The organism is Ruegeria sp. YTSA219, assembly GCF_059609985.1.
In genome coordinates this window covers 1-22,442 of the sequence record NZ_JBXWMT010000018.1, presented here as the reverse complement: position 1 = coordinate 22,442, position 22,442 = coordinate 1, and the positions used below count along the sequence as shown (strand labels likewise).

General features: G+C 57.9%; 18 protein-coding genes and 1 tRNA gene. 10 read left to right on the top strand and 9 right to left on the bottom strand.

Features of this window, described 5'->3' with window-relative positions; all coding sequences use genetic code 11:
* Window positions 1–107: 107 nt before the first annotated feature.
* Complete coding sequence (hpaR, locus tag AC2FFB_RS18365) at window positions 108–560, top strand: homoprotocatechuate degradation operon regulator HpaR (RefSeq protein WP_496714264.1); 453 nt, start codon at window positions 108–110, stop codon at window positions 558–560.
* 616 nt (window positions 561–1,176) lie between these two features.
* The gene (locus AC2FFB_RS18360) at window positions 1,177–1,875 is read left to right on the top strand and encodes a fumarylacetoacetate hydrolase family protein (protein ID WP_496693083.1); all 699 of its coding nucleotides are present in this window, start codon (window positions 1,177–1,179) and stop codon (window positions 1,873–1,875) included.
* Here the strand turns inward: AC2FFB_RS18360 and AC2FFB_RS18355 are convergent.
* Together AC2FFB_RS18355 and AC2FFB_RS18350 are read right to left on the bottom strand one after the other, a co-directional pair.
* Window positions 1,868–3,082: a winged helix-turn-helix domain-containing protein gene (locus AC2FFB_RS18355; protein WP_496875272.1), complete on the bottom strand. Its 1,215-nt coding sequence runs from the start codon at window positions 3,080–3,082 to the stop codon at window positions 1,868–1,870. The two genes, AC2FFB_RS18360 and AC2FFB_RS18355, sit on opposite strands and share 8 nt — an antisense overlap.
* A gap of 3 nt (window positions 3,083–3,085) precedes the next feature.
* A complete protein-coding gene (locus tag AC2FFB_RS18350; protein ID WP_496690504.1) occupies window positions 3,086–4,111 on the bottom strand; it encodes a LacI family DNA-binding transcriptional regulator in 1,026 nt (341 codons plus the stop codon).
* A 115-nt stretch (window positions 4,112–4,226) separates the two neighbouring features.
* Here AC2FFB_RS18350 and AC2FFB_RS18345 point away from each other — a divergent pair.
* Window positions 4,227–4,303 (top strand) — tRNA-Arg (locus tag AC2FFB_RS18345).
* Window positions 4,304–4,734: 431 nt separating this feature from the next.
* Here the strand turns inward: AC2FFB_RS18345 and AC2FFB_RS18340 are convergent.
* The 4 genes from AC2FFB_RS18340 to AC2FFB_RS18325 form a co-directional block, all read right to left on the bottom strand.
* Window positions 4,735–5,022, bottom strand: a complete 288-nt coding sequence (locus tag AC2FFB_RS18340) for an HU family DNA-binding protein (RefSeq protein WP_142637567.1) — start codon at window positions 5,020–5,022, stop codon at window positions 4,735–4,737.
* Window positions 5,023–5,152: 130 nt separating this feature from the next.
* Entirely contained in the window at window positions 5,153–6,616 is a 1,464-nt protein-coding gene (locus AC2FFB_RS18335) for an AMP nucleosidase (protein WP_496679274.1), read from the bottom strand.
* The gene (gene ade / locus AC2FFB_RS18330; RefSeq protein ID WP_282027927.1) at window positions 6,613–8,415 is read right to left on the bottom strand and encodes an adenine deaminase; all 1,803 of its coding nucleotides are present in this window, start codon (window positions 8,413–8,415) and stop codon (window positions 6,613–6,615) included. Before ade ends, AC2FFB_RS18335 begins: the two co-directional genes overlap by 4 nt.
* A gap of 143 nt (window positions 8,416–8,558) precedes the next feature.
* On the bottom strand, window positions 8,559–9,434 hold the full coding sequence (locus AC2FFB_RS18325; protein WP_271952598.1) for a LysR family transcriptional regulator: 876 nt from the start codon (window positions 9,432–9,434) through the stop codon (window positions 8,559–8,561).
* A 116-nt stretch (window positions 9,435–9,550) separates the two neighbouring features.
* On the opposite strand from AC2FFB_RS18325, the gene AC2FFB_RS18320 reads away from it, so the two are divergent.
* A complete protein-coding gene (locus tag AC2FFB_RS18320) occupies window positions 9,551–10,306 on the top strand; it encodes a class II aldolase and adducin N-terminal domain-containing protein (protein WP_271952596.1) in 756 nt (251 codons plus the stop codon).
* 12 nt (window positions 10,307–10,318) lie between these two features.
* Window positions 10,319–11,308: a sterol desaturase family protein gene (locus tag AC2FFB_RS18315; RefSeq protein WP_271952593.1), complete on the top strand. Its 990-nt coding sequence runs from the start codon at window positions 10,319–10,321 to the stop codon at window positions 11,306–11,308.
* On the opposite strand, the gene AC2FFB_RS18310 is transcribed toward AC2FFB_RS18315, so the two are convergent.
* Window positions 11,305–12,246, bottom strand: coding sequence for a GlxA family transcriptional regulator (locus AC2FFB_RS18310; protein WP_496690502.1), 942 nt, complete (start codon window positions 12,244–12,246; stop codon window positions 11,305–11,307). The two genes, AC2FFB_RS18315 and AC2FFB_RS18310, sit on opposite strands and share 4 nt — an antisense overlap.
* A 77-nt stretch (window positions 12,247–12,323) precedes the next feature.
* On the opposite strand from AC2FFB_RS18310, the gene AC2FFB_RS18305 reads away from it, so the two are divergent.
* Genes AC2FFB_RS18305 through AC2FFB_RS18295 form a run of 3 tightly spaced genes read left to right on the top strand, consistent with a single transcriptional unit; the run spans window position 12,324 to window position 16,275 of the window.
* Complete coding sequence (locus AC2FFB_RS18305; RefSeq protein WP_281973960.1) at window positions 12,324–13,484, top strand: acyl-CoA dehydrogenase family protein; 1,161 nt, start codon at window positions 12,324–12,326, stop codon at window positions 13,482–13,484.
* A complete protein-coding gene (locus AC2FFB_RS18300) occupies window positions 13,481–15,499 on the top strand; it encodes an acetate--CoA ligase family protein (protein ID WP_496875271.1) in 2,019 nt (672 codons plus the stop codon). The genes AC2FFB_RS18305 and AC2FFB_RS18300 overlap by 4 nt, the downstream gene beginning before the upstream one ends.
* Complete coding sequence (locus AC2FFB_RS18295) at window positions 15,496–16,275, top strand: carnitinyl-CoA dehydratase (protein ID WP_281973956.1); 780 nt, start codon at window positions 15,496–15,498, stop codon at window positions 16,273–16,275. Before AC2FFB_RS18300 ends, AC2FFB_RS18295 begins: the two co-directional genes overlap by 4 nt.
* A 6-nt stretch (window positions 16,276–16,281) precedes the next feature.
* Here AC2FFB_RS18295 and AC2FFB_RS18290 read toward each other — a convergent pair whose 3' ends face one another.
* Window positions 16,282–16,914, bottom strand: coding sequence for a class I SAM-dependent DNA methyltransferase (locus AC2FFB_RS18290; protein WP_281996129.1), 633 nt, complete (start codon window positions 16,912–16,914; stop codon window positions 16,282–16,284).
* Window positions 16,915–17,003: 89 nt separating this feature from the next.
* On the opposite strand from AC2FFB_RS18290, the gene AC2FFB_RS18285 reads away from it, so the two are divergent.
* Window positions 17,004–17,849 carry an SDR family oxidoreductase gene (locus tag AC2FFB_RS18285; RefSeq protein ID WP_496875270.1) on the top strand — a complete coding sequence of 282 codons (846 nt, stop codon included), beginning with the start codon at window positions 17,004–17,006 and terminating at the stop codon, window positions 17,847–17,849.
* Window positions 17,850–17,853: 4 nt separating this feature from the next.
* Here AC2FFB_RS18285 and AC2FFB_RS18280 read toward each other — a convergent pair whose 3' ends face one another.
* Window positions 17,854–19,473 (bottom strand): GMC family oxidoreductase, encoded by a 1,620-nt coding sequence (locus AC2FFB_RS18280; protein WP_496875269.1) that lies wholly within the window; start codon window positions 19,471–19,473, stop codon window positions 17,854–17,856.
* A gap of 428 nt (window positions 19,474–19,901) precedes the next feature.
* Here AC2FFB_RS18280 and katG point away from each other — a divergent pair, with 428 nt between their 5' ends.
* On the top strand, window positions 19,902–22,103 hold the full coding sequence (katG, locus tag AC2FFB_RS18275) for a catalase/peroxidase HPI (protein WP_496714252.1): 2,202 nt from the start codon (window positions 19,902–19,904) through the stop codon (window positions 22,101–22,103).
* The last annotated feature ends 339 nt before the right edge of the window (window positions 22,104–22,442 follow it).

Genomic DNA, 22,442 nt, shown 5'->3' with positions numbered 1-22,442 from the left:
CGCAGAGAGAAATGGAATAATTTAGGCTCTAATAAGCGATAAATGCCTAGAATTCCAAACACGGAAAGGTCAGTTGAAGAATGAACCGAATTCGGCCAGAATTTAACATGGCTCATGAAATTCCATTGACGTCCCGGTCTTTGCCTATTGCGCTGCTGCGCGCGAGGGAACGGGTTATGGGGCCTATCCGTAGAATGCTTGTCGAAGCGGGCGTAACCGAACAGCAATGGCGAGTTCTGCGGGTGCTGGAAGAGGAAGGCCCTCAAGAGCCCACGCATATTGCTGACCGTGCCTGTCTGCTTTTGCCCAGCCTGACCCGCATTCTGCAAAAGCTTGAGGCCAAGGGCCTTGTCGCGCGGAAAAGCCATCCGGTCGACAAGCGCAGGCAGATTGTTGAGATCACGGTCAAAGGGGCAGGGATTATCCGGGATAACATCGACTATACGTTGCTTTTGGCTGAAGAAATCCGCAACACGCTGGGACCAGAGCGGCATGAGGCGTTGCTGGATCTTCTCAACGATTTGCACGAGTTGAAATTACAATCAGATTCTCGGGACTAACAGTGTGTGGGCCCCGCCAGAGGGCCTTTGTGACCTCTCTGGCGGAGTGGCCAGGCCCGAGTGGACCATGTGCCTGGCCTACAGCCGGATACGAGGGGTGTTCAAACGATCCGGCAACGTTTCAGAGAACATCAGACCCCGAAAATCGGGGTTTCTCAGGCGCAAACTTACCCAGGGGGATGGGTGTTTGGCCGTGGTCCTCTGAATACTCGCACCCGGATTTCAGCGATTTCTGCCGTCCACGCGGGTGTCTTCGCAAGAAGGCGGAGGATTGGTGGTCCGCCGCCTTTGTGAGTGGTGACGTCTCAGTGCTGAACGCTTTCTGTTAGCAATAAGCTAGCGCGATACAGCAGTTTTCCAAGGTTTGACGGCTAAAATCTGAATGAGCTGTCGCAGTGTTTTCAGTCGCATGTTGAAAGTAAGCCCAGCGCCATAAGTAGCCATGTCTGCGAATTTTGAAACACGCGCAGGCTTACCGGTTCGATTTGGGCAAGCCTGTGCCGAATCATCCCCGAATTGTCGGCAAAAACCGGCGTGCGGGTTTCCAAGGATTGCGACTTGCTCTGGTTTATGCCCTTTAATATCCACTTTAACTAACCTGTGTTATGGCGGCATGATGATGGGTAGCCTGTTCTCTATTCCTGATCCGATCGCTTTGCCGGTTACCGGCGAGGACGACACATACCCGGTTGGGCGAATCTTTTGTGTGGGCAGGAACTATGCCGCACATGCGGCTGAAATGGGACATGAGGTCGACCGTGAGGCCCCTTTCTATTTCACCAAGGCCGCTGCAAACGCGGTCCTGTCTGGGGTGACGACGGCTTATCCTCCGGGGACCGAAAATTTCCACCATGAGATGGAGCTGGCTGTTGCAATCGGAAAGCCGGTTTTTCAGGCTGATACTTCTCAGGTGCAGGAAGCGGTGTTTGGCTTTGGCTGCGCCTTGGACATGACCCGACGTGATCTGCAAATTCGCGAGCGCAACAAACAGCGCCCTTGGGATCTTGGAAAAGATTTCGAGAATGCAGCCGTATTTGCCCCTCTGACCCGCGTGAGCGATTGGCAACCCGACCCGCAAAAACGCATCATTTTGCGCGTTAATGGCGAAACCCGGCAGGACGCAACCTTGGATGAGCTGATCTGGTCGATTGACGAGATCATAAGTCACTTGTCCGGCTATTATCATCTGCGACCAGGGGACTTGATCCTGACCGGAACGCCGGCTGGTGTAGGACCGGTTCAGCCCGGAGATTCACTCGAGGGTGAGATTGACGGGTTGCAGCCGGTCAAATTGAGTATATCAGACCCTAAATAGGGTCTTTTTGCCAATTCTCGGCAAATTCTATGTCATCCAACCCGGCAAAGCGACGAACCCGGTCCAGTTCGGCCTGTAGGCGGCGCGTGCGGGCATCTGACCACCGTACTGTTCGTTCTGGCCACAGGGCGCTGACCCGCAGCACCGACTGATCGCGATGGGCCTTCATGTCGATCCGGCCAATCAGCCGGTCGCCTTCGAGAAGCGGGAAAACATAATAGCCATAGGTGCGTTTAGGAGCGGGGACAAACACCTCGATCCGGTAGTGAAACCCAAACAGCCGCTGCGCGCGGTCACGGTCACGCAGCATCGGGTCAAACGGACTGAGCACCCTGATCCGACCCGGCGCAGGGGCGATCTGCGCGGCCTGTTCCGCGATTCCTGGACGTGCGAACAGCTTTCTGGCCTGGCCATTGGCGCATACGATCTCGATCTCTTCGACACGCCCCTCGGCGAGGGCGGTTTTGCACCAGTCTCGCGCCTCAGCCGCGCTGACCGTGTCCCAAAACGCCGCCAATTCGCCCGAGGTCGCAAACCCCAGCCGGTCAAGTGCCGCATGGCACAACCAATCCACGGTCTGTTCGGCGTCATAAGGCATATTGCCGGGGCAAAGATGCGTCTCGATCACCCGTTCGGTCAGGTCATAGCGTTTCTGAAACCCCTGCCTGCCGATCACCGTCAGCGCGCCCGAGCGCCACAGGAACTCCAGCGCGGTTTTCGACGGGTGCCAATCCCACCAGCCGCCCGAGCCCTTCTTTTCGTCTTTTCCCACATCCGATGAGGAAACCGGCCCATGATCGCGGATATGCTGCAGGACGGTTTCGAACTGCTGCTCGAACCCATCCCTCCGCCAGTTTTTCCAGCGCGATTTCAGCAGGTTGGCGTCGCGTTGAAACCGCAGATGCCAATGGGGGTAGAACTCCATCGGGATAACGGCCGCGTCATGGGTCCAATGTTCGAACAGCCCGCGATCCCGTTCATACACATGCTTGAGGTTTTTGGCGCGATAGGCGGGCCTGCGCGAAAACAGGATCATGTCATGGGCGCGGGCGACCGTGTTGATACTGTCCAGCTGAACAAATCCCAGACGTCTGATCAATTCGAGCAGGTCAGACCCTTTCGCAGCCCCGCTTGGCTGTTCTGCCAGCGCGTGCCGGTCCATGAACAGGGCGCGGGCCGCCCGATTGTTCAGCCTTTGCATCGCCATGGGTCAGCGGCGTTTCAGCGTATCGCCATAACTGATCTTGGGGGTCAGAGTTATGCGGTTTTCGACCTCGGAAGCGGGATCGGAAAGCTGAACGGCGATTATCTCGGCTGCTTTGCGCCCAATCTCGTGTCGACATGCATCCATTGTGGCCAGCTTGCGCGGCAGGCCCTGTAACAGTTCGACATTGTTGAACCCTGCCAAACCGATCTGGCCTGGAATGTCTATCCCCTGGTCCAACAGATACAGCAATCCACCAGCACCAATCATGTCGTTGGAATAATACAGGAAATCCAGATCCGGTGAGCGTTCCAACATGGCTTGAGTCATCTCGCGGCCTTTGGCCAAGGCCGAGCCCCCGGAATAAAACTCGCGGTCTTCGATCTCGATCCCATGCTTGCCCAGCACTTCGGTAAAGCCTTCGAACCGTTTCCGAGCGCGGTGATCCAGGGGCATTTTGGTGCCCATAAAGCCGATATGTTCATAGCCCGCTTTCAGGATCGCCTGTGCCATCTCACGTCCAGCGCGGCGATGGGAAATCCCGACCATCGCGTCCACCGGCTTACCATCGGTGTCCATGATCTCGACCACCGGAATCCCCGCCGAATCCAGCATGGCGCGTGCGGCATCGGTATGTTCCAATCCGGCGATGATCACGCCCGAGGGCCGCCACGAGAGCATCTCGTACAGGACTTTTTCCTCTTTTTCGGGCAAATAATCGGTGACGCCGACCACTGGCTGTAGCTCGGTATCTTCAAGAATCTGATTGATCCCGGTCAGCACCTCGGGGAACACCATGTTCGACAGCGACGGGATGATCACTGCCACAAGGTTCACCCGGCTTGAGGCAAGCGCACCAGCGATTTTGTTCGGCACGTATCCCAGTTCTTTTGCTGCGGCCAGAACGCGTGTGCGGGTCGCATCCGACACGTCACCCCGATTGCGCAGAACCCGGCTGACCGTCATCTCAGACACTCCGGACGCTTCAGAAACATCACGAAGGGTGAGTGGGCGTTTGTTTTCTGTGGTCACGGGGTGCACCTGCGTTGTTGTTTTGTCCGATGGTAGCGTGAACAGGACGCATTTTACAACTGCCCTTCAAAGCCGATGACAACCCGAAAAAACCACGTTACAGAGAGTTTTGCGCGGCCCCGTGGCTCAACTGGATAGAGCAGCCCCCTCCTAAGGGGCAGGTTGCAGGTTCGAATCCTGCCGGGGTCGCCAAGTTATCTAATGAAATCACTTATTTTCCAAATTTTAGACAATTCATTCGCTTCGAAAGATGACACATGACTAAAAAATGGTTCGGATGAGCCAATCAAAATATCCATCGCCGAGAATGAATTTCTTTTGGGGCGAGTGCGGCAAAACAAATTACTGGTCCGAAAGTCGACCGGATATTGTCCATTCTTGCTCTGTGACGGGGCCAGCCTCGCGAATTTGTGGCATTCGCCAGCTAAGGCCACCGGTCCTGTTGCGCACCCAGTTAATGAGCGCGGCGCTACGTTTATTCTTCGCTGATCTCAGATTGCATAACACCAGGCTGACCACGGCCGGCCTTCCAAAGCCTTACAAAAAACTGGCTTCAATAGGGGGGTAAAAGAAAAAGGGCCCCCAAGCGGCGGCCCTTGATCGTTTTGCAGTGAAAGCTGGGATCAGCCGTTCACGCTGTCCTTCAGCGCCTTCGCAATGGTCATTTTGACCACTTTGTCGGCTTCTTTCTTGAACTGCTCGCCGGTGGCAGGGTTACGCACCATGCGCTCGGGGCGCTCGCGACAGTAGATTTTGCCGACACCAGGCAGGGTCACCGCGCCGCCCGCCGACACTTCGCGGGTGATCAGGCCGGTCATGGCCTCCAGCGCAGTGTTCGCAGCTTTCTTGTCGGTTCCCATTTCCTCAGCGAGAGCAGCAACCAGCTGAGTCTTTGTCATAGGCTTTGCCATTTCTTGGTCTCCTTAACGTGCCCGATAAATAGGGCCTCACCGCGTAACTGTAACGGGATATTGTAGGTGAACACAACGAATAGTAGCGTCGAAAACCCTAAAAATAGGGGGAATTCGTTGCTTTTTTGCTTCAGAGAAAGGCCGTTTCATCAAAGGAACGCAATTTCCGGCTGTGCAGGCGCTCTAGCGGCATGCCCCTCAGGTGCTCCATCGCACGAATTCCGATCGCGAGATGGCGGCTGACCTGTGTGGTATAGAAGGCAGAGGCCATGCCAGGAAGCTTTAATTCGCCGTGCAGCGGCTTGTCTGAAACACAGAGCAACGTGCCATAGGGAACACGGAACCGATAGCCGTTGGCGGCAATGGTCGCGCTTTCCATATCCAGCGCGATTGCCCGTGATTGGCTGAGCCGCTGTACCGGGCCGGACTGGTCGCGCAGTTCCCAGTTGCGGTTATCGACCGAAGCGACGGTGCCTGTGCGCATGACCCGTTTCAGCTCATAACCTTCCAACTCGGTGACCTCGGCTACAGCCTGTTCCAGCGCAACCTGAACCTCGGCCAAAGGCGGAATCGGCACCCAGACCGGCAGGTCATCATCCAGAACCTTGTCTTCGCGCAGATAGGCATGGGCCAGAACAAAATCGCCCAATGCCTGTGTGTTGCGCAGCCCGGCGCAGTGGCCAACCATCAGCCAGGCATGCGGGCGTAGCACGGCGATATGATCGGTCGCGGTTTTGGCGTTCGACGGACCGACGCCGATGTTGACCAGCGTGATACCCGATCCATCCGCCCGCTTTAGGTGATAGGTCGGCATCTGCGGCAGCTTTAGGGGTTGTTCCAGCACTCCGCCTTCGGTGGTGATCTCTACATTTCCAGTCGAGACAAAGCTGGTATAGCCACTGTCTGGTTCAGCCAGCTGCGCGCGTGCATAGTTTTCGAATTCCGAGACGTAGAACTGATAGTTGGTGAACAGCACATGGTTCTGGAAATGACTGGGATCAGTCGCAGTGTAATGCGCCAGCCGGGCCAGTGAATAGTCGACCCTTTGCGCAGTAAACAAAGACAGCGGGCCGTCTTCTTCCTCGTGGTCATGGACGCCATTGACGATGTCGTCATGGGTGGTTGTCAGGTCCGGTACGTCGAATACATCGCGCAGGGTAAATCCGGCGGCGCCCTGATGCGGAACGATCAGATCAGGATTGTTGGCCACGGCGAAATGAACCGGAATGGGTGTGTCCGAAGCCCCGATCGTGACCGGCTGGTCATGGTTTCTGATCAACAGGGCAATCTGTTGGGTCAAATAGGACCGGAACAGATCTGGCCGCGTTACAGTGGTCGAGTGGATGCCCGGTTCCGAGACGTGACCAAAACTTAGCCGGCTGTCGACCCGCGCATAGGAGGAGGTTTTGATGCGAATTTCCGGGTAATAGGCTCTGAAGCGTTCAGTTGGTGCTCCGTGCTCGATCACATTGGCAAAGTTCTCGCACAGGAAGCTGGTGGCTTGCTCGTACAGTTCTTCCAACCTTGCGACCGCGGCTGCGGGATCGGTGAAGTTCTCGGGCGCGGGGGCCTTAGGTGCTCGTATTATTGTCATGCAAGGGGTTCCAAAAGATCGATCTTTTCAAATTTGCGCACATCCACCAGCCCGACATCCGAGATCCGCAATTCAGGGATCACCACCAGGGCCAGCAATGAGTGCTGCATATAGGCGTTGTTCAGTTTACAGCCACAGGCCTGCATCGCCCGAACCATTTGTTCGGCCTTGGCGGCCACTTCGGCTGCCGGGCTATCAGACATCAGTCCAGCGATGGGCAATTCCACCAGCGCCAGTTCCTCACCGTCTCGGAAAATGGTGATGCCACCGCCGATCTCGGCCAGCCGATTTGCGGCAAGGGCCATCTGTTCGCGGTCGGTCCCAACAACAATCATATGGTGACTGTCATGGGCCACGGTCGAAGCCATTGCCATGCGCCCCTGATATCCAAACCCCGAGACAAAGGCATTTGTGACCCCGCCCGTTGCGCGGTGGCGTTCGACAAGCGCAATCTGGCAGACCTCACCCTCGGCTTCAACCAGGCCGCCAATGATGGGCAGTTCGGCCTTTAGCGCTTTGGTCGGGGCCTGGTTTTCGACCACACCAATCACATTGGCCTGAACGCGGTTCGCCCCCTTAGGGGCCTCGATCTGAAAATCCGCGCTGGTCAGGGCATGGCCCAGATGCACGGTGTTTCGAGCGGCAGCAGGCCAATTCAGATGCGGGCAGTCCGCGGTGATCTTGCCGTCCTCAGCCACGATTTGGCCGCGCGCTATGACAAGCTCGATGGGCAGGTCCTTCAGGTCCGAGCTGAGGATGATATCCGCCCGGCGCCCGGGCGTGATCGAGCCGATATCGCGTTCCAACCCGAAATGCGTGGCTGTGTTGATGGTCGCCATCTGCAACGCGATCAACGGATCACAGCCGCAGGCAATCGCATGGCGCACCACGCGGTTCATATGCCCTTCATTGACCAGGGTACCAGAATGGCAATCATCCGTGCACAGGATGAAGTTGCGCGGATCCAGCCCTTTCTCGGTGATGGCGGTGATCTGAGTTTCCACGTCATACCAGGCCGATCCCAATCGCATCATCGACCGCATCCCTTGACGCACCCGCGCGATGGCATCGGCCTCGCAGGTGCCTTCGTGGTCGTCGGCAGGGCCGCCTGCGACATAAGCTGCGAAATCAGGCCCTAAATCAGGCGAAGCATAGTGCCCGCCAACGGTTTTCCCTGCCCGTTGGGTCGCGGCAATCTCGGCCAGCATCACGGGATCACCATTGATCACCCCAGGGAAATTCATCATCTCACCCAGCCCGATGATGCCCGGCCAGCTCATTGCTTCGGCAACGTCCTCGGCGGTGATCTCATAACCGGTGGTCTCAAGCCCCGGCGCCGATGGCGCGCAAGAGGGCATCTGGGTGAAAATGTTAACGGGCTGCATCAGCGCCTCGTCATGCATCATACGAACGCCGTCCAGCCCCAGGACGTTGGCTATTTCGTGCGGGTCAGTGAACATGCTTGTCGTGCCATGAGGGATAACGGCCCCCGCAAATTCGGCCGGGGTCAGCATTCCTGATTCGATATGCATATGCCCGTCGCACAGGCCGGGCAGCATATACCGCCCCTCTGCCTCGATGATCCGGGTGTTCGGGCCGACGCAGTGCGAAGCATCAGGGCCAACATAGGCGATACGTCCATCGACAATCGCGATGTCATGATCGGGCAGGGCTTCGCGGCTGTGCACGTTAACCCAGATCCCGCTACGGACAACAAGGTCAGCGGCTTGACGCCCTGCGGCGACAGCGATCAGACGGGGGGCGGTATCGGGCCAGCTTGGGAAAGGTGTGAATTCCATGGCCCAACTTTCCCGAACGCACGGAAAGGTGCAACCCCTGCTCGGCAGTTATCATGATTCCGTCATGCAGCGCGTCAGCGCTGTTGTGCCTAGCCCCGTGAAGGTCCCGTAAGAGCCGCTATGTTAGGCAGGAGAGCCACAGCCTAGCCAGAGAACGTTTTCGCAATCTCGCGCCGGACCCATTCGGCAAAGGCAATCGCTCCAGGTGACTCTTCTGCCTGAGGCGACAGCAACAGGTAATAGGCCTCTGGCACAACTGCGCGATATTCGAATGGTGCAACCAATCGACCTTCATCAATCAAGTCGCGCGCGATTGTGTCATGTGTCAGGCACAAGCCACCCCCGGCCATCGCAACCGACAGGCTGACCAGATAGGTGGTGGAATATGTGATTGGAGGATTTTCCCAAATTAGACCCTGATCTTCGATCCAATTCTGCCAATTCGACAGCAGGTTTGAGCAGTCATACAAAGGGGTTCGCTGTAGTGTATCCAGCGACACCTCATAGCCCGGCGCGCAAACCGGATAATAATGATCGGATCGCAGCAGTTCGGTTCGCACCGTGTCCGAAGGTCTGAGCGAAAATCGAATTTCTACCGCAGCCCCCTCCGCCATTTCCCGGGGCTCCCACAACTCGGTGAATATGTTCAGCTGTACAGACGGGTGTTCGGCCTGAAACATTGGAAGGCGGGGGGCCAGCCAGTTGACCGCAAAAGTGATGTTGCATTGTACCTGCACCGCGTTCTGCTGGGCCCCGGTCACGGCCCGCGTTCCGCGCAGTAATGTGCGAAATGCCTCACGCACGACAGGGAGATAGCTGATCCCGGCCCCGGTCAGTTCAAGTGCGCGGGGACGGCGCAGGAAAAGCGGTTGGCCAAGATAGGCCTCAAGCGACTTGATTTGCTGGCTGACTGCACTTTGTGTCATGTTCAGGTCGCGCGCTGCAGCGGTAAAGGACAGGTGGCGGGCCGCGGCCTCGAAAGTCCGAAGCCAACCCAACGGGGGCAGCTGTTTTTGCATGGGCATAACCTGGCCATTAGTTCAGCTTATGAAATAGGCGCGATTTTTTCGTTGGTCAATTTTTTCTACTGCGGGCACGATTTTCCAATCAAGCAATCCGCTGACAGGAGACGGAAATGAGCGTTGCCAGCTTGCGCCCCAATATTGACCATTGGCCTGAGCGTGTGGATCTGGCGGCCACATTTCGATGGGCTGAACGTCTGAATATGCACGAAGGGGTTGCAAACCATTTTAGCTTGGCGGTGAATCAGGACGGCACGCAATTCTTGATGAACGCCAATCAGATGCATTTTGCACGAGTCAAAGCATCGAACCTGCTTTTTCTGGATGCCAAAGACGCTGATGTCATGACCCAACCCGGCGCACCGGACCCAACTGCCTGGGGCCTGCATGGTTCGATTCACCGGCACTGTCCTCATGCCCGCTGTGTAATGCATGTGCATTCCATCTTTGCCACGGTTCTGGCCTCGTTGGCCGACAGCACATTGCCGCCGATCGATCAGAACACCACTACGTTCTACAACCGTTATGTGGTCGATCACGAATTTGGTGGACTTGCTTTCGAAAGCGAGGGGGAACGTTGCGCGACCATGCTGGCAGACCCAAAAAAGAAAGTCATGATCATGGGTAATCATGGGGTTTTGATTTTGGGCAGTAACCCGGCAGATGCCTTTAATAGACTCTACTATTTCGAACGCGCTGCTGAAACGTATATCCGTGCCTTACAGACGGGCCAACCCCTGCGCGTTTTGTCAGACGAGATTGCGGAAAAGACAGCTCAGGAACTGGAAGAATATCCCGATCAGGCCGAGGCACATTTGCGTGAGATCAAGGCCCTGTTGGATGCCGAAGGCTCGGATTACGCAAGCTGACGAGAGACCGTGATGCCGGACACTGACCAAAATCCCGAGGCCGCCCGCTGGAATTACCACCCCGATGGGCCTGTGGCTTTGAACCCGCTGTTTAACTGGCCGCCCCGCCTGTCTGCAGTGTTGAAATGGTATGGTGGTGCATGGCTTCAGGTCACTGCCCTGACCCTGTGCCTGGGGCTTGCGGTGGTGGCCTATGTGCTGTTTTTCCCGGGTTTAGAGACGATGAAGACCTTCCAGCCCGGCTGGATGTTCCGAATCTGGTTGCTGAACATGGTGCCTCAGATTCTGGTCGCGGGCGGGCTGCATTGGTGGCTGTACATGCGCAAAGGGCAGGGCATGTACAAGAAGTTCGACCGCCGGGATCTGACCCGGGACAACGGGACCTTCACCTTTCGCAATCAGGTCTGGGACAATATCTGGTGGACCCTGGGCAGCGCCATGAGTGTCGCCACGATTTACCAATGGGGGATCTATTGGGCGATGGCAAATGGCTATGTCCCCACGGTCACATGGTCCGCCGCACCGGTCTGGTTTGTGATCTGGATGTCGCTAATCCCCATGTGGTCGGGGCTGCATTTCTATTGGGTGCATCGGCTGGAACATCACCCCAAGCTGTATAAACATGTCCACGCGGTGCATCACCGCAACGTCAATATCGGGCCGTGGTCGGGGATATCAAATCACTGGTTTGAGAACCTGTTGTACTTCACCACCTATTTCATCCACCTGATCGTGCCGTCGCACCCGATACATTTGTTATTCCACGCCTATTTCCAGCAGGTCAGCCCGGTTCTGTCCCATTCCGGGTTCGAAAAGCTGAAAGCCGGGGAGACCGAGGCCGCCCGCGCAGGCGATTTTTTCCACCAGCTGCATCACCGGTATTTCGAGTGCAACTATGGCACCTCAGAGATCCCGTTCGACAAGTGGTTTGGCACCTATCATGACGGCTCAGCCGAGGCGACGACGCGCACGCGGGCTTATAAAAAGCAGATGTATACCTAGCCGACCCGTAGGGCACGGGGGGTGATCCCGAATTCGGCTCGGAAGGCGCGGGTCAGGGCGCTGGGATCATCGTATCCGGCCCGCAGGGCGATCTCGCTGACAGTCAGGTCGGTTTCTGCCACCAGCTTCCGCGCTAAATTCAGGCGCAAGCGGCGATAGACCTGGGCCGGACCCGCACCCAGTTCGGATTGCATCCTTGTGGACAATGCCTTGTGCGAGCGTCCGACCTGTCGGGCGATATCCGTAATGGGCAGCGGAGTTTCAAGATTCTCCTGCATCAGCGCCAGAGCCTTGTTTACATAGCCGGTAGTCGCCCCAGCCCCTCCGGAATGCGACCGAGCGGAATCACGGGTCATGAACAACTGCGCGACTTCCAGTGCCAGTGCCTGCCCGTGGTCATGACCGATCAGATGCAACACAAGATCGAAAGCTGCCATGGCGCCGGAACAGGTAATGCGATTCCGGTCTAAGACATACCGCTCGCGCCGGGCGTCGATTTCGGGGAACCGCTCGGTAAAGCCGGTCAGCTCTTCCCAATGGATGGTGGCGCGATACCCGTCCAGCAGTCCGGCCAGCGCCAGCAGCCAGCTTCCGGTGTCCAGCCCAGCCAGAACGTCATAGCGATTTGCGGCGGATCGCAATCCGGTCAGCGTCGGCCAGCCGCCATGCGCGCGAAACCCATATGATGGCATCACCATCAATGTACCGCCGCGGGCAGATTGCAGTCTTGCGTGCGGCGTAACCTGCAACCCCGAGGATGATGTGACCGGCCCTTCTGTCAGCGACAGGAATTCCCAGTCATACAGTTTTCGTCCAGCCAGCGAATTGGCCGCACGCAGGGGTTCGACCGTGTTGGCAAGGCAATGGTTTGAAAACCCATCAAAAAGCAGAACTCCGAATTGCTGCATCGCGGCAGGCGATTTTGTCCATCTTCGCATGGTTAACGTCTATTTCTGCACGATGAACTTTGCAACCCGGGCCACGATATCGCAAGCCCCAGATGTGGAGACCGCAGATGCAATATGGCCTGACCGACGAGCAAGAGATGATCGCCGCGACTGTTCGCAGTTTCGTCGAGAAAGAGATCTATCCACATGAAGAGCTGGTTGAACGTACCGGCGAGGTTCCGCAGGAAATAGCGGATGAGATCAAGCGCAAGACAATTGAATTGGGTTTCTATGCCTGCAATTTTCCCGAAAGCGTCGGATGTGCCGGGCTGAACCATCGGGAATTTGCACTGGTCGAGCGCGAACTGGGCCGGGGATCGATGGCCTTGAACCACTTTTTTGGCCGTCCGCAAAACATCCTGATGGCCTGCGAAGGCGAGCAGGTCGAACGCTATCTGATGCCCGCTGTGCGGGGCGAAAGGATGGATGCACTGGCGATGACCGAACCAGGTGCAGGTTCGGATGTGCGTGGTATGAAATGTGCCGCAGTTCGAGACGGCGGAGATTGGGTCGTCAACGGGACCAAACATTTCATCTCGGGCGCGGAGCATGCCGATTTCATCATCGTTTTCATCGCGACGGGTGAAGATCAGACGCCAAAAGGTCCAAAGAAACGGATCACAGCCTTTCTTGTGGATCGCGGCACGCCGGGATTCACCATCCGGGACGGGTATAAATCGGTCAGCCACCGGGGCTATAAGAACATGGTCCTGGATTTTGACGATTGTCGCCTGCCCGACAGTCAGGTGTTGGGCGAGGTCGATGGCGGGTTCGAGGTGATGAATACCTGGCTTTATGCCACCCGCATCACCGTGGCGACCATGTCGGTCGGACGCGCACGTCGCGCCTTTGACTATGCGCTGGACTATGCAGCCACGCGTGAACAATTCGGTCAGAAAATCGGCAAGTTCCAGGGCGTGTCATTCCAGATCGCCGATATGATCACCGAAATCGATGCCGCTGACCTGTTGACGCTGGCAGCGGCCGACCGGCTGGACAAGGGGCTGCCTGCAAACCGCGAGATTGCCTCGGCCAAGCTCTATGCGTCCGAAATGCTGTCGCGCGTGACCGATGCCGCGATTCAGGTGCATGGCGGCATGGGGCTGATGGACGATTACCCGCTGGAACGGTTCTGGCGCGATGCGCGTGTCGAACGCATCTGGGACGGTACCAGCGAGATTCAGCGTCACATCATCAGTCGTGAGCTGTTGCGGGCACTTGGCGCATGACAACGGCGCTGGCACGGGCGTTGAACCCCAGCTCCATTGCCGTGATCGGTGGTGGGGCTTGGTGCGCGTCAGTCATTCAACAGGCGCGCAAGTTCGGGTTTCAGGGCGATATCTGGCCGGTCCATCCCAAAGCCGCCGAGGTCGCCGGAGAGCGGGTGTTTGCACGGCTCGAAGATCTGCCCTCGGCCCCGGATGTGGCCTTTGTGGGCATCAATCGTCATGCAACAATCGAGGCGGTTCAGGCGTTGGCAGCGATCGGGGCAGGGGGCGCGGTTTGTTTCGCGTCGGGGTTCACCGAGGCGCGAGCCGAGGATGATCTGGGCGCCGATCTGCAGGACCAGTTGATTGCGGCCGCCGGCGAAATGCCTGTTCTGGGTCCCAACTGCTATGGTTTCGTCAACGGGCTGGATCAAGTCGCAGTCTGGCCGGATCAGCATGGGATGCAACCGGTGGAACGAGGCGTAGCGATCCTGACGCAAAGTTCGAATATTGCAATCAACATGACCATGCAACGTCGGGCCCTGCCGCTGGCGTTCATGCTGACCTGCGGGAATCAGGCGCAGACACATCAGGCTGACGTTGCCTCAACACTTCTGGACGACGACCGGATCACTGCTATCGGTGTTCATATCGAAGGGTTTGGCGATCTGCGAAAATGGGAGGCTTTGGCCGACAAGGCACGCAGACGGGGCGTATCGGTCGTTGCTTTGAAAATGGGCCGCTCGTCCCATGCGCAGGCGGCAACGATATCCCATACGGCGTCTTTGGCAGGTGGTGATGCGGGCGCGCAGGCTTTTTTGGACCGGTTGGGAATCGCACGGTTGGACGACATTCCCAGCTTTTTGGAATGTCTCAAGCTGTTGCATGTTACGGGGCGATTGCGCGGCAGCGGGTTGGGTACCATCAGCTGCTCGGGCGGTGAGGCCAGCCTAGCCGCAGATATGTCCGAGGGACGCGATCTGCATTTCCCGCCATTGACCAAGGTACAGCAAGCTGACCTGCGCGCAGCTTTGGGGCCCATGGTGGCGTTGGCGAACCCGCTGGACTACCACACCTATATATGGCGCGATACCGAAGCGATGACCCGCGCGTGGTCGGCGATGACCGGGCCGGAACAGGCCATTACCATTGCGATTGTGGACTATCCTCACACCGACGCATCGGATTGGGAATGTGCCACCCAAGCGGCGTTGAACTGCGCCGCCCAAACCGGGCGACCTTTTGCCGTTGCCGCGACGCTACCAGAACTTTTGCCAGAGGAAGTGGCGCAGCGCCTGCTGGTCGGCGGTGTGGTGCCTTTTGCCGGTCTGCATGAAGCCTTGGCTGCGGTTGAGGCCGCCGCGCGCCCGGTTGCGGCACCGGCTGATCCGGTACTGTTGCCCTCGCAGGCTGAGGCAAACCATGTCTTGACCGAAGCAGAGGCCAAACGGGCGCTGGCAGATCATGGTCTGCGGATTCCTCGATCCGTAGTGACGCGTCCGGACAAGGCTGCGCATGCTGCATCGAATCTGACCGCTCCATTCGCGGTCAAGGGCGTCGGGCTTGCGCATAAATCCGAACACGGTGCGGTGCGCCTTGGCGTCGGCTTGGACGATCTGAGCGCGGTTGCGACCGAGCTTGGAACCGACGAAGTTCTGATCGAAGAGATGGCCCAAGGCAGTGTTGCCGAGTTATTGATCGGGGTCACCCGTGATCCGGCCCATGGCTATGTTCTGACGCTAGGGGCTGGAGGCGTGCTGACCGAAATTCTGCGCGACAGTGTTTCAGTGCTGATCCCGTCATCCCGGGACGTGGTCCGTCAGGCGCTGGGCAAGCTGAACTGTGCGCCGTTGCTGGAGGGGTATCGCGGTAAACCGGCGGCGGATACCGAGGCGATCCTGAATGCAGCCGAGGCTGTGCAAGCCTATGTTATTGCCAATGCAGCCCATGTCAGCGAAGTTGAAATCAATCCACTCATCTGCAATCCCGATGGCGCTGTGGCCGTGGATGCTCTGATCCGAAAGGCACGTATATGAACCCGGTTAAAACCAAGCGCGATGGCGCGATTCTGCAGGTCACTCTGGACCGACCCAAGGCAAATGCCATTGATCTGGCCACCAGCCGGATCATGGGTGAAGTGTTCCGCGAATTCCGCGATGATCCTGAGTTGCGCGTGGCCATCCTGACCGGTGGTGGCGAAAAGTTCTTTTGCCCGGGGTGGGACCTGAAGGCCGCCGCGGACGGAGACGCCGTGGACGGAGATTATGGAGTCGGCGGTTTTGGCGGGCTGCAGGAATTACGGGATATGAACAAGCCTGTCATCGCCGCGGTGAACGGGATTGCCTGTGGTGGCGGGCTGGAACTGGCGCTGAGTGCGGATATGATCATCGCTGCAGAGCATGCCAGCTTTGCCCTGCCCGAAATCCGGTCGGGCACCGTGGCCGATGCGGCCAGTGTAAAGCTGCCAAAACGCATCCCCTACCATATCGCGATGGAACTGCTGCTGACTGGCCGCTGGTTCGATCCGGTTGAGGCAAAAGGGTGGGGCCTGATCAACGAGATCGTCCCAGGTGATCAGCTTTTAGACCGGGCATGGGAACTGGCCCGTTTACTGGCCAGCGGCCCCCCGCTGGTTTACGCGGCGATCAAAGAGATCGTGCGCGACGCCGAAGATTCCAAGTTTCAGGATGCCATGAACCGGATCACCGGGCGGCAGTTGCCGACGGTGGACATTCTATATGGTTCTGAAGACAACCTCGAAGGCGCGCGCGCCTTTGCCGAGAAACGCGACCCGGTCTGGAAAGGGCGCTGAGCGGGTTCAGATCTTCTCGAACATTGCGATAAGGGCGGTATCGTCCCGGTTGGGCCCGGCAGCCAGGTCGCCGTAGATTCGAACTTCGGGCAGGGACAGGTTTTGTATCTGCCCATGGGCAAGCTGGTGCAGTGCGTCAGCAAATCCCAGAGATTCGTAGTGTTTCGCGTTAATCGACAGAGCGAATTGCGCGCCTGTCCGGGCCACGTTCAACAGCGCGGGCAGGGCCTCGGGGCCGAGATGGCCATGGGTAAATGTGCCCGAGGACACAATGCCCGAATAGCTGTCGCGCGGCACCGGGATGCCCTGGTTCAGGTCAGCCTCAATCGCGTCGCGGTAGATGTCTTTGCGCAGGGCCTGATCCAGCATCTCGGCGCTGATATCGGTGGCGTCGATTGGGCCAACGCCCAACCCGGCCAGTACCGCACCGCAAAGCCCGGTGCCTGCACCGACATCCAAAACCGGACCCTGTCCCCCGGCGCTGACAAAGGCGCGGGCGGTGTGGATATGCAACTGATAGTCCTCGCGCGCCGCAAAACCGTCATCATAGTCGCCAGCCCATTCGGCATAAAGCCGTTTGTGGTCCTCGGGGCTGTCTAGCGCATAAGCTGCATGCAGGTCGGGCGATTTTGTACGCATGACTCATGAAAGGCGTATGTGGGGATTCGAATCAAGTATCCAGTGGCGGGTGCTTGCATCTTGGACCATTGGCGATCATCAAGAAGGATATGGTTAAGACACTCTTTTCATTCGGTCACGGATATTCGGCGCAGGCCCTGTCGCGGCATCTTGAACCGGCGGGTTGGCGCGTATTCGGAACTACGCGCGATCCGGCGCAATCGGGTGCGGTCCGCGCATCCGGTGCCGAACCGGTGATCTGGCCCGGTCAGAAGGTTGATTTGGACGGGGTAACACATCTGTTGATTTCGACCGCGCCGAATGCGGGCGGAGATCCGGTGCTGGCGGCGCTTGGCGACAAAATCGCTGACCGCGCAGGTCAGTTCGATTGGGTCGGATACCTTTCCACAACCGCAGTCTATGGGGACCACAAAGGCGGTTGGGTGGACGAGGCGACCCTTCCTTCACCAATGGCCGAGCGCGGCAGGTGGCGCGTCCGGGCCGAGACACAATGGCAAGACATTACGGGCCTGCCCGTCCACATCTTTCGCCTTGCCGGGATATATGGCCCCGGGCGCGGCCCATTTTCCAAACTTAAACGGGTGGGAATGCGCCGCATAATCAAACCGGGGCAGGTGTTCTCGCGCATCCATGTGGCGGACATCGCGCAGGTGCTTGCGGCGTCGATGGCATCGCCGAACCCAGGTGCGATTTACAATGTCTGTGACGATGAGCCGGTGCCGCCACAGGATGTCATCGCCTATGCGGCTGAACTGCAAGGCCTGCCTCTGCCCGCTGCGGTTCCGTTCGACCAGGCCGATATGTCCCCGATGGCCCGAAGTTTCTATAATGAAAACAAGCGGGTCAGGAATGACCGGATCAAGGATGAACTGGGTATCCGGCTTTTGTATCCGGATTACCGCGCTGGACTGCAGGCCCTGATGAAGGACGGCTGAGCCCTTATCGGGCGGCGGCTTTGATCAGGTCCGCGGCTTTCTCGGCGATCATGATGGTTGGGGCGTTGGTGTTTCCCGAAACCAGAGTAGGCATGACCGATGCATCGACCACGCGCAGCCCCTCGATCCCGCGCACACGCAGTTCGGGGTCAACCACGGCCATCGCATCCACACCCATTTTGCAGGTTCCGACCGGGTGATAGATCGTATCTGCGCGAGCGCGAATATGGTGCTCCCAATCCGCATCGGTTTGAGCGTCATCTATGCCGTACATCGCTTTGTGCCGGAATCTACTGAAGGCCGGCGCGTGCAGAATGTCTTTGGTTATACGCGCGCCCTTGATCAGCGTGTCCAGATCGCGGTCATCGGACAGGTAAGCCGGATCAATGGCCGGAGCGGCAAAGGGATCGGCGCTGTGCAGCCCGACCGTGCCACGGCTTTCGGGGCGCAATTTGCACACATGGCAGCCGAACCCATAGCCATAATGCAGCTTCCTTGCATGATCATCGGCCAAGGAAATGACAAAGTGCAGCTGGATGTCGGGGCGATCCAAAGCCGGGGAGGTTTTCAGAAACGCGGCGCCCTCGGCAAATGGCGTGGCCGCCATCGACTTACCGGTCTTACGCCAGCGCCAAATATGCCCTGCCAAATTCAATGCGGCAGCGACACCGATGCCGAATGTGTTGGTGTCCCGGGTTTTATAGAGCAGCGTGAAATCCAGATGGTCCTGCAGGTTCTTGCCAACGCCCGGCAGGTCGTGCCGCACCTCGATCCCATGTTTGACCAGATCATCAGCGGCACCAATCCCGGATAGCTGCAACAACTGCGGAGTTTGAAGTGCACCGGCGCAAACCAGAACCTCGCGCCTGGCGGAGACAGTGATATCCGCACCTTTGGCCTTTTTCCTGTACACCACGCCGGTGGCCCGCTTTCCTTCAAAGGTCAGCTCTTTGGCATGGGCGTCGGTAATGACCGTCAGGTTCGGGCGGTCCATGACCGGAAAGACATAGGCCGCCGCTGCCGAGCATCGCTCGCCATTCTTCGACGGGTCGTGAAACTGTGTGACCTGATACAGACCAACGCCCTCGTTATCGCCCCGGTTGAAGTCCTGGCTTCGGCGGTGCTGCATCTGTTCGGCAGCTTCAATAAAGGCACGCGTGATCGGGCGCGGCTCTTTCTGGTTTGACACGTGCAGAGGGCCGCTGTCGCCGTGATGGTCGTCGGCGCCATCTTCGTTATGTTCGGACATCTTGAAATAGGGAAGGACGCTGTCCCAGTCCCAACCGGCACAGCCCAGTTCAACCCAGCCATCATAGTCCTGACGCTGACCCCGGACGTACAACATTGCGTTAATCGCGCTGGACCCGCCCACCGTTTTGCCGCGCGGCTGATATCCTTTGCGGCCGTTCAGCCCCGGTTGGGCCGCGGTTTCAAATGCCCAGTTGTTGATTTTCGGCCGCCCCGGCAGCGAGGCCACTGTTGCCGCGGGCAATCTGGTAAGCATGCCGTTGCCGCCGTTTCCGGCTTCAAGAAGGCAGACACGTATTCCAGGATCTTCGCTCAGGCGACCGGCAAGAACCGAACCGGCGGATCCTGCGCCGACAATTACATAATCAAATTGCATTCAGACTCCAAAAATTTTCGGAACCGGCAGTCAAATACGCCGGTCAATCTGTATTAGGCGCGGATCCGAACAAAAGAACCCGCGCTCATGTCGTTCATAAAGACAGTGGTCGCATACGGATGAAAAACAAGGGCTGTGGTCTAAATGTGACCCAAGGTTATTCAGGGATTTGAAAATTGCTCCGATTGCACGGGATCCGGGGATGTTCTCTTCATAATTATTTCCTATGGTTTTCATCATTAAACAAAACTTTTATGCATGAATGCAATTTGCTATTTCTGACTAGGTCAGGACTTCAGGAATACCGATACCCTTGCCAGATGCTCAGCGTATTTGGATGGGGAAGACGTGTCTTGAATCTGTGTTCTTGATTACCACGAATTTCACTGCGCAAGATCGCCGGATATTAGCTAGGATTGGAGACCGATATGGACGGAAGTGATAACCCCAAAGCAGGCGGATGCCCTGTGATGCACGGCGCTGGAACCCGTTCCAACCGGGATTGGTGGCCGAACCAGCTAAACCTGTCGATCCTGCACCAGCACGGAGCGGCTTCGAACCCTCTGGGTTCGGATTTCGACTATGCCGAAGAGTTCAAAAAGCTGGATATGAAGGCGCTGAAAGAAGACCTATATGCGCTGATGACCGATTCACAGGAGTGGTGGCCGGCGGATTATGGCCATTACGGCGGTCTGTTCATTCGGATGGCCTGGCATAGTGCAGGCACCTACCGGACGGCAGATGGCCGTGGCGGGGCCTCGACCGGGAACCAGCGTTTTGCGCCGCTCAACAGTTGGCCGGACAACGGTAACCTCGACAAGGCGCGTCGTCTGCTGTGGCCGATCAAGCAAAAATACGGAAACCAGATTTCCTGGGCTGATCTGATGATCCTGGCAGGTAACTGCGCCATCGAATCCATGGGTGGCAAAACCTTTGGTTTTGCCGGCGGCCGTGCCGATATCTGGGCCCCCGAAGAAGACATCTATTGGGGAACCGAGACAGAATGGCTGGCCCCGACCGACAATCCGCAGAGCCGGTATTCCGGTGAGCGCGATCTGGAAAACCCTCTGGCCGCAGTGCAGATGGGCCTGATCTATGTAAACCCTGAAGGTCCGGACGGAGAGCCCAACGTTCTGGCTTCGGGTCGTGACATCCGCGACACTTTTGGCCGGATGGCAATGAATGACGAGGAAACCGTTGCTCTGGTTGCTGGTGGTCACACTTTCGGCAAGGCGCATGGCGCGGGCGATCCCGATCTGGTCGGCCCCGAACCCGAAGCCGCCCCGATCGAAGAGATGGGCTTTGGTTGGATCAACAAGTTTGGGTCCGGCAAGGGTGACGATACCACGACATCAGGGATCGAAGGCGCCTGGACCGCAAATCCGATTCAATGGGATAACGGCTATTTCGACCTGCTGTTCGGATATGACTGGAACCTGACCAAAAGCCCCTCGGGCGCGTGGATTTGGGAACCGGTGAATGTCAAAGAAGAAGACATGGCCCCGGCGGCGCATGACGCGTCGAAGAAGGTCAAAACCATGATGACCACCGCCGACATGGCGATGCGCATGGACCCGATCTATGGTCCGATCTCAAAGCGTTTTCACGAGAACCCGGAAGAATTCGCTGACGCTTTCGCCCGCGCATGGTTCAAACTGACCCACCGCGACATGGGCCCGCGTTCGAATTACATCGGCGAGGAATTTCCGGCCGAGGAACTGCTGTGGCAAGACAATGTCCCCGCCGTGGATCACGAGCTGATCGGTGACGCGGATGTGGCCGAGCTGAAGGCTAAGATCGCGGCCACTGGCCTCTCGGTGTCCGAGCTGGTTTCGACCGCATGGGCTTCGGCCTCGACCTTCCGCGGCTCGGACAAGCGCGGCGGTGCCAATGGCGCACGTATCCGTCTTGCTCCGCAGAAAGACTGGGACGCGAACGAACCGATGAAGCTGGCCAAGGCACTGACCGCGCTTGAGGGCGTTCAGGCGGTGTTCAACGGCGCACAATCCGGGGGCAAGAAAGTGTCTCTGGCCGACGTGATCGTTCTGGCCGGTAATGTGGGTGTCGAACAGGCCGCCAAGGCCGGCGGTCAGGAGGTTGAGGTTCCGTTCACCCCGGGCCGTACCGATGCGACGCAAGATCAAACCGATGTGGACAGCTTTGCCGTGCTCGAGCCCGAGGCCGACGGCTTCCGCAACTATCAGAAGACGGATTATTCGGTTTCGCCCGAAGAGCTTCTGGTCGACAAAGCCCAGCTGCTGACGCTGTCGGCGCCTGAAATGACCGCGCTGGTTGGCGGTCTGCGCGTGATCGGCGCCAATTTTGGTGACACCAAGCATGGTGTGTTGACCGACCGCGTCGGCACGCTCAGCACCGACTTCTTCACCAACCTGCTGGACATGGGCACCGAATGGAAACCCGCGGGCAAAGGCGTCTATGAAGGTCGGGACCGCGCCAGCGGTGAGGTCAAGTGGACCGGTACCCGCGTCGATCTGGTCTTCGGCTCCAACTCGCAGCTGCGGGCTCTGGTCGAGGTCTACGGTCAGGCAGGCGCAGAAGGCAAATTTGTCTGCGACTTCGTCTCGGCCTGGAACAAGGTCATGAATGCAGACAGGTTCGATCTGAAGTAAGCCTGTGACCTTCGCAGAATTTGCGCCGTCCGAGGAGACTCGGGCGGCGTTTCCTTGCCCCGGTTCCGGGCGCATACCCAGCAATGGGTACGATTCCGCCCAGGGGCTGTTCTTTCCGCTGTTCCATGCGGTCCGTTACCGACTCGGAAGAGAGAATTATTAAGCTAACATTTTGTTTTTATTAACATAGAGAAGTTTCTGTTAAGAAATGCAAAGTTTTTTCAGATTGGGGGTTGCAGGTCCCAGACCTAATCCGTAAATACCCCTTCACCGGCGCTGCTGAGGCGCTTGTGACACACTGGAGAGACGGTGGGACGGGCTGGAGAGACGGCCGGACGC

Bases quoted from the DNA above. Each gene is read 5' to 3' on its own strand.
- hpaR (WP_496714264.1), top strand. From the start codon at position 108: ATGGCTCATGAAATTCCATTGACGTCCCGGTCTTTGCCTATTGCGCTG.
- AC2FFB_RS18320 (WP_271952596.1), top strand. From the start codon at position 9,551: ATGAGCGTTGCCAGCTTGCGCCCCAATATTGACCATTGGCCTGAGCGT.
- AC2FFB_RS18300 (WP_496875271.1), top strand. From the start codon at position 13,481: ATGACAACGGCGCTGGCACGGGCGTTGAACCCCAGCTCCATTGCCGTG.
- AC2FFB_RS18310 (WP_496690502.1), bottom strand. From the start codon at position 12,246: ATGCGAAGATGGACAAAATCGCCTGCCGCGATGCAGCAATTCGGAGTT.
- AC2FFB_RS18355 (WP_496875272.1), bottom strand. From the start codon at position 3,082: ATGGCGATGCAAAGGCTGAACAATCGGGCGGCCCGCGCCCTGTTCATG.
- AC2FFB_RS18290 (WP_281996129.1), bottom strand. From the start codon at position 16,914: ATGCGTACAAAATCGCCCGACCTGCATGCAGCTTATGCGCTAGACAGC.
- AC2FFB_RS18325 (WP_271952598.1), bottom strand. From the start codon at position 9,434: ATGCAAAAACAGCTGCCCCCGTTGGGTTGGCTTCGGACTTTCGAGGCC.
- AC2FFB_RS18315 (WP_271952593.1), top strand. From the start codon at position 10,319: ATGCCGGACACTGACCAAAATCCCGAGGCCGCCCGCTGGAATTACCAC.
- AC2FFB_RS18305 (WP_281973960.1), top strand. From the start codon at position 12,324: ATGCAATATGGCCTGACCGACGAGCAAGAGATGATCGCCGCGACTGTT.
- AC2FFB_RS18335 (WP_496679274.1), bottom strand. From the start codon at position 6,616: ATGACAATAATACGAGCACCTAAGGCCCCCGCGCCCGAGAACTTCACC.
- AC2FFB_RS18340 (WP_142637567.1), bottom strand. From the start codon at position 5,022: ATGGCAAAGCCTATGACAAAGACTCAGCTGGTTGCTGCTCTCGCTGAG.
- ade (WP_282027927.1), bottom strand. From the start codon at position 8,415: ATGGAATTCACACCTTTCCCAAGCTGGCCCGATACCGCCCCCCGTCTG.
- AC2FFB_RS18280 (WP_496875269.1), bottom strand. From the start codon at position 19,473: ATGCAATTTGATTATGTAATTGTCGGCGCAGGATCCGCCGGTTCGGTT.
- katG (WP_496714252.1), top strand. From the start codon at position 19,902: ATGGACGGAAGTGATAACCCCAAAGCAGGCGGATGCCCTGTGATGCAC.
- AC2FFB_RS18285 (WP_496875270.1), top strand. From the start codon at position 17,004: ATGGTTAAGACACTCTTTTCATTCGGTCACGGATATTCGGCGCAGGCC.
- AC2FFB_RS18360 (WP_496693083.1), top strand. From the start codon at position 1,177: ATGATGGGTAGCCTGTTCTCTATTCCTGATCCGATCGCTTTGCCGGTT.
- AC2FFB_RS18295 (WP_281973956.1), top strand. From the start codon at position 15,496: ATGAACCCGGTTAAAACCAAGCGCGATGGCGCGATTCTGCAGGTCACT.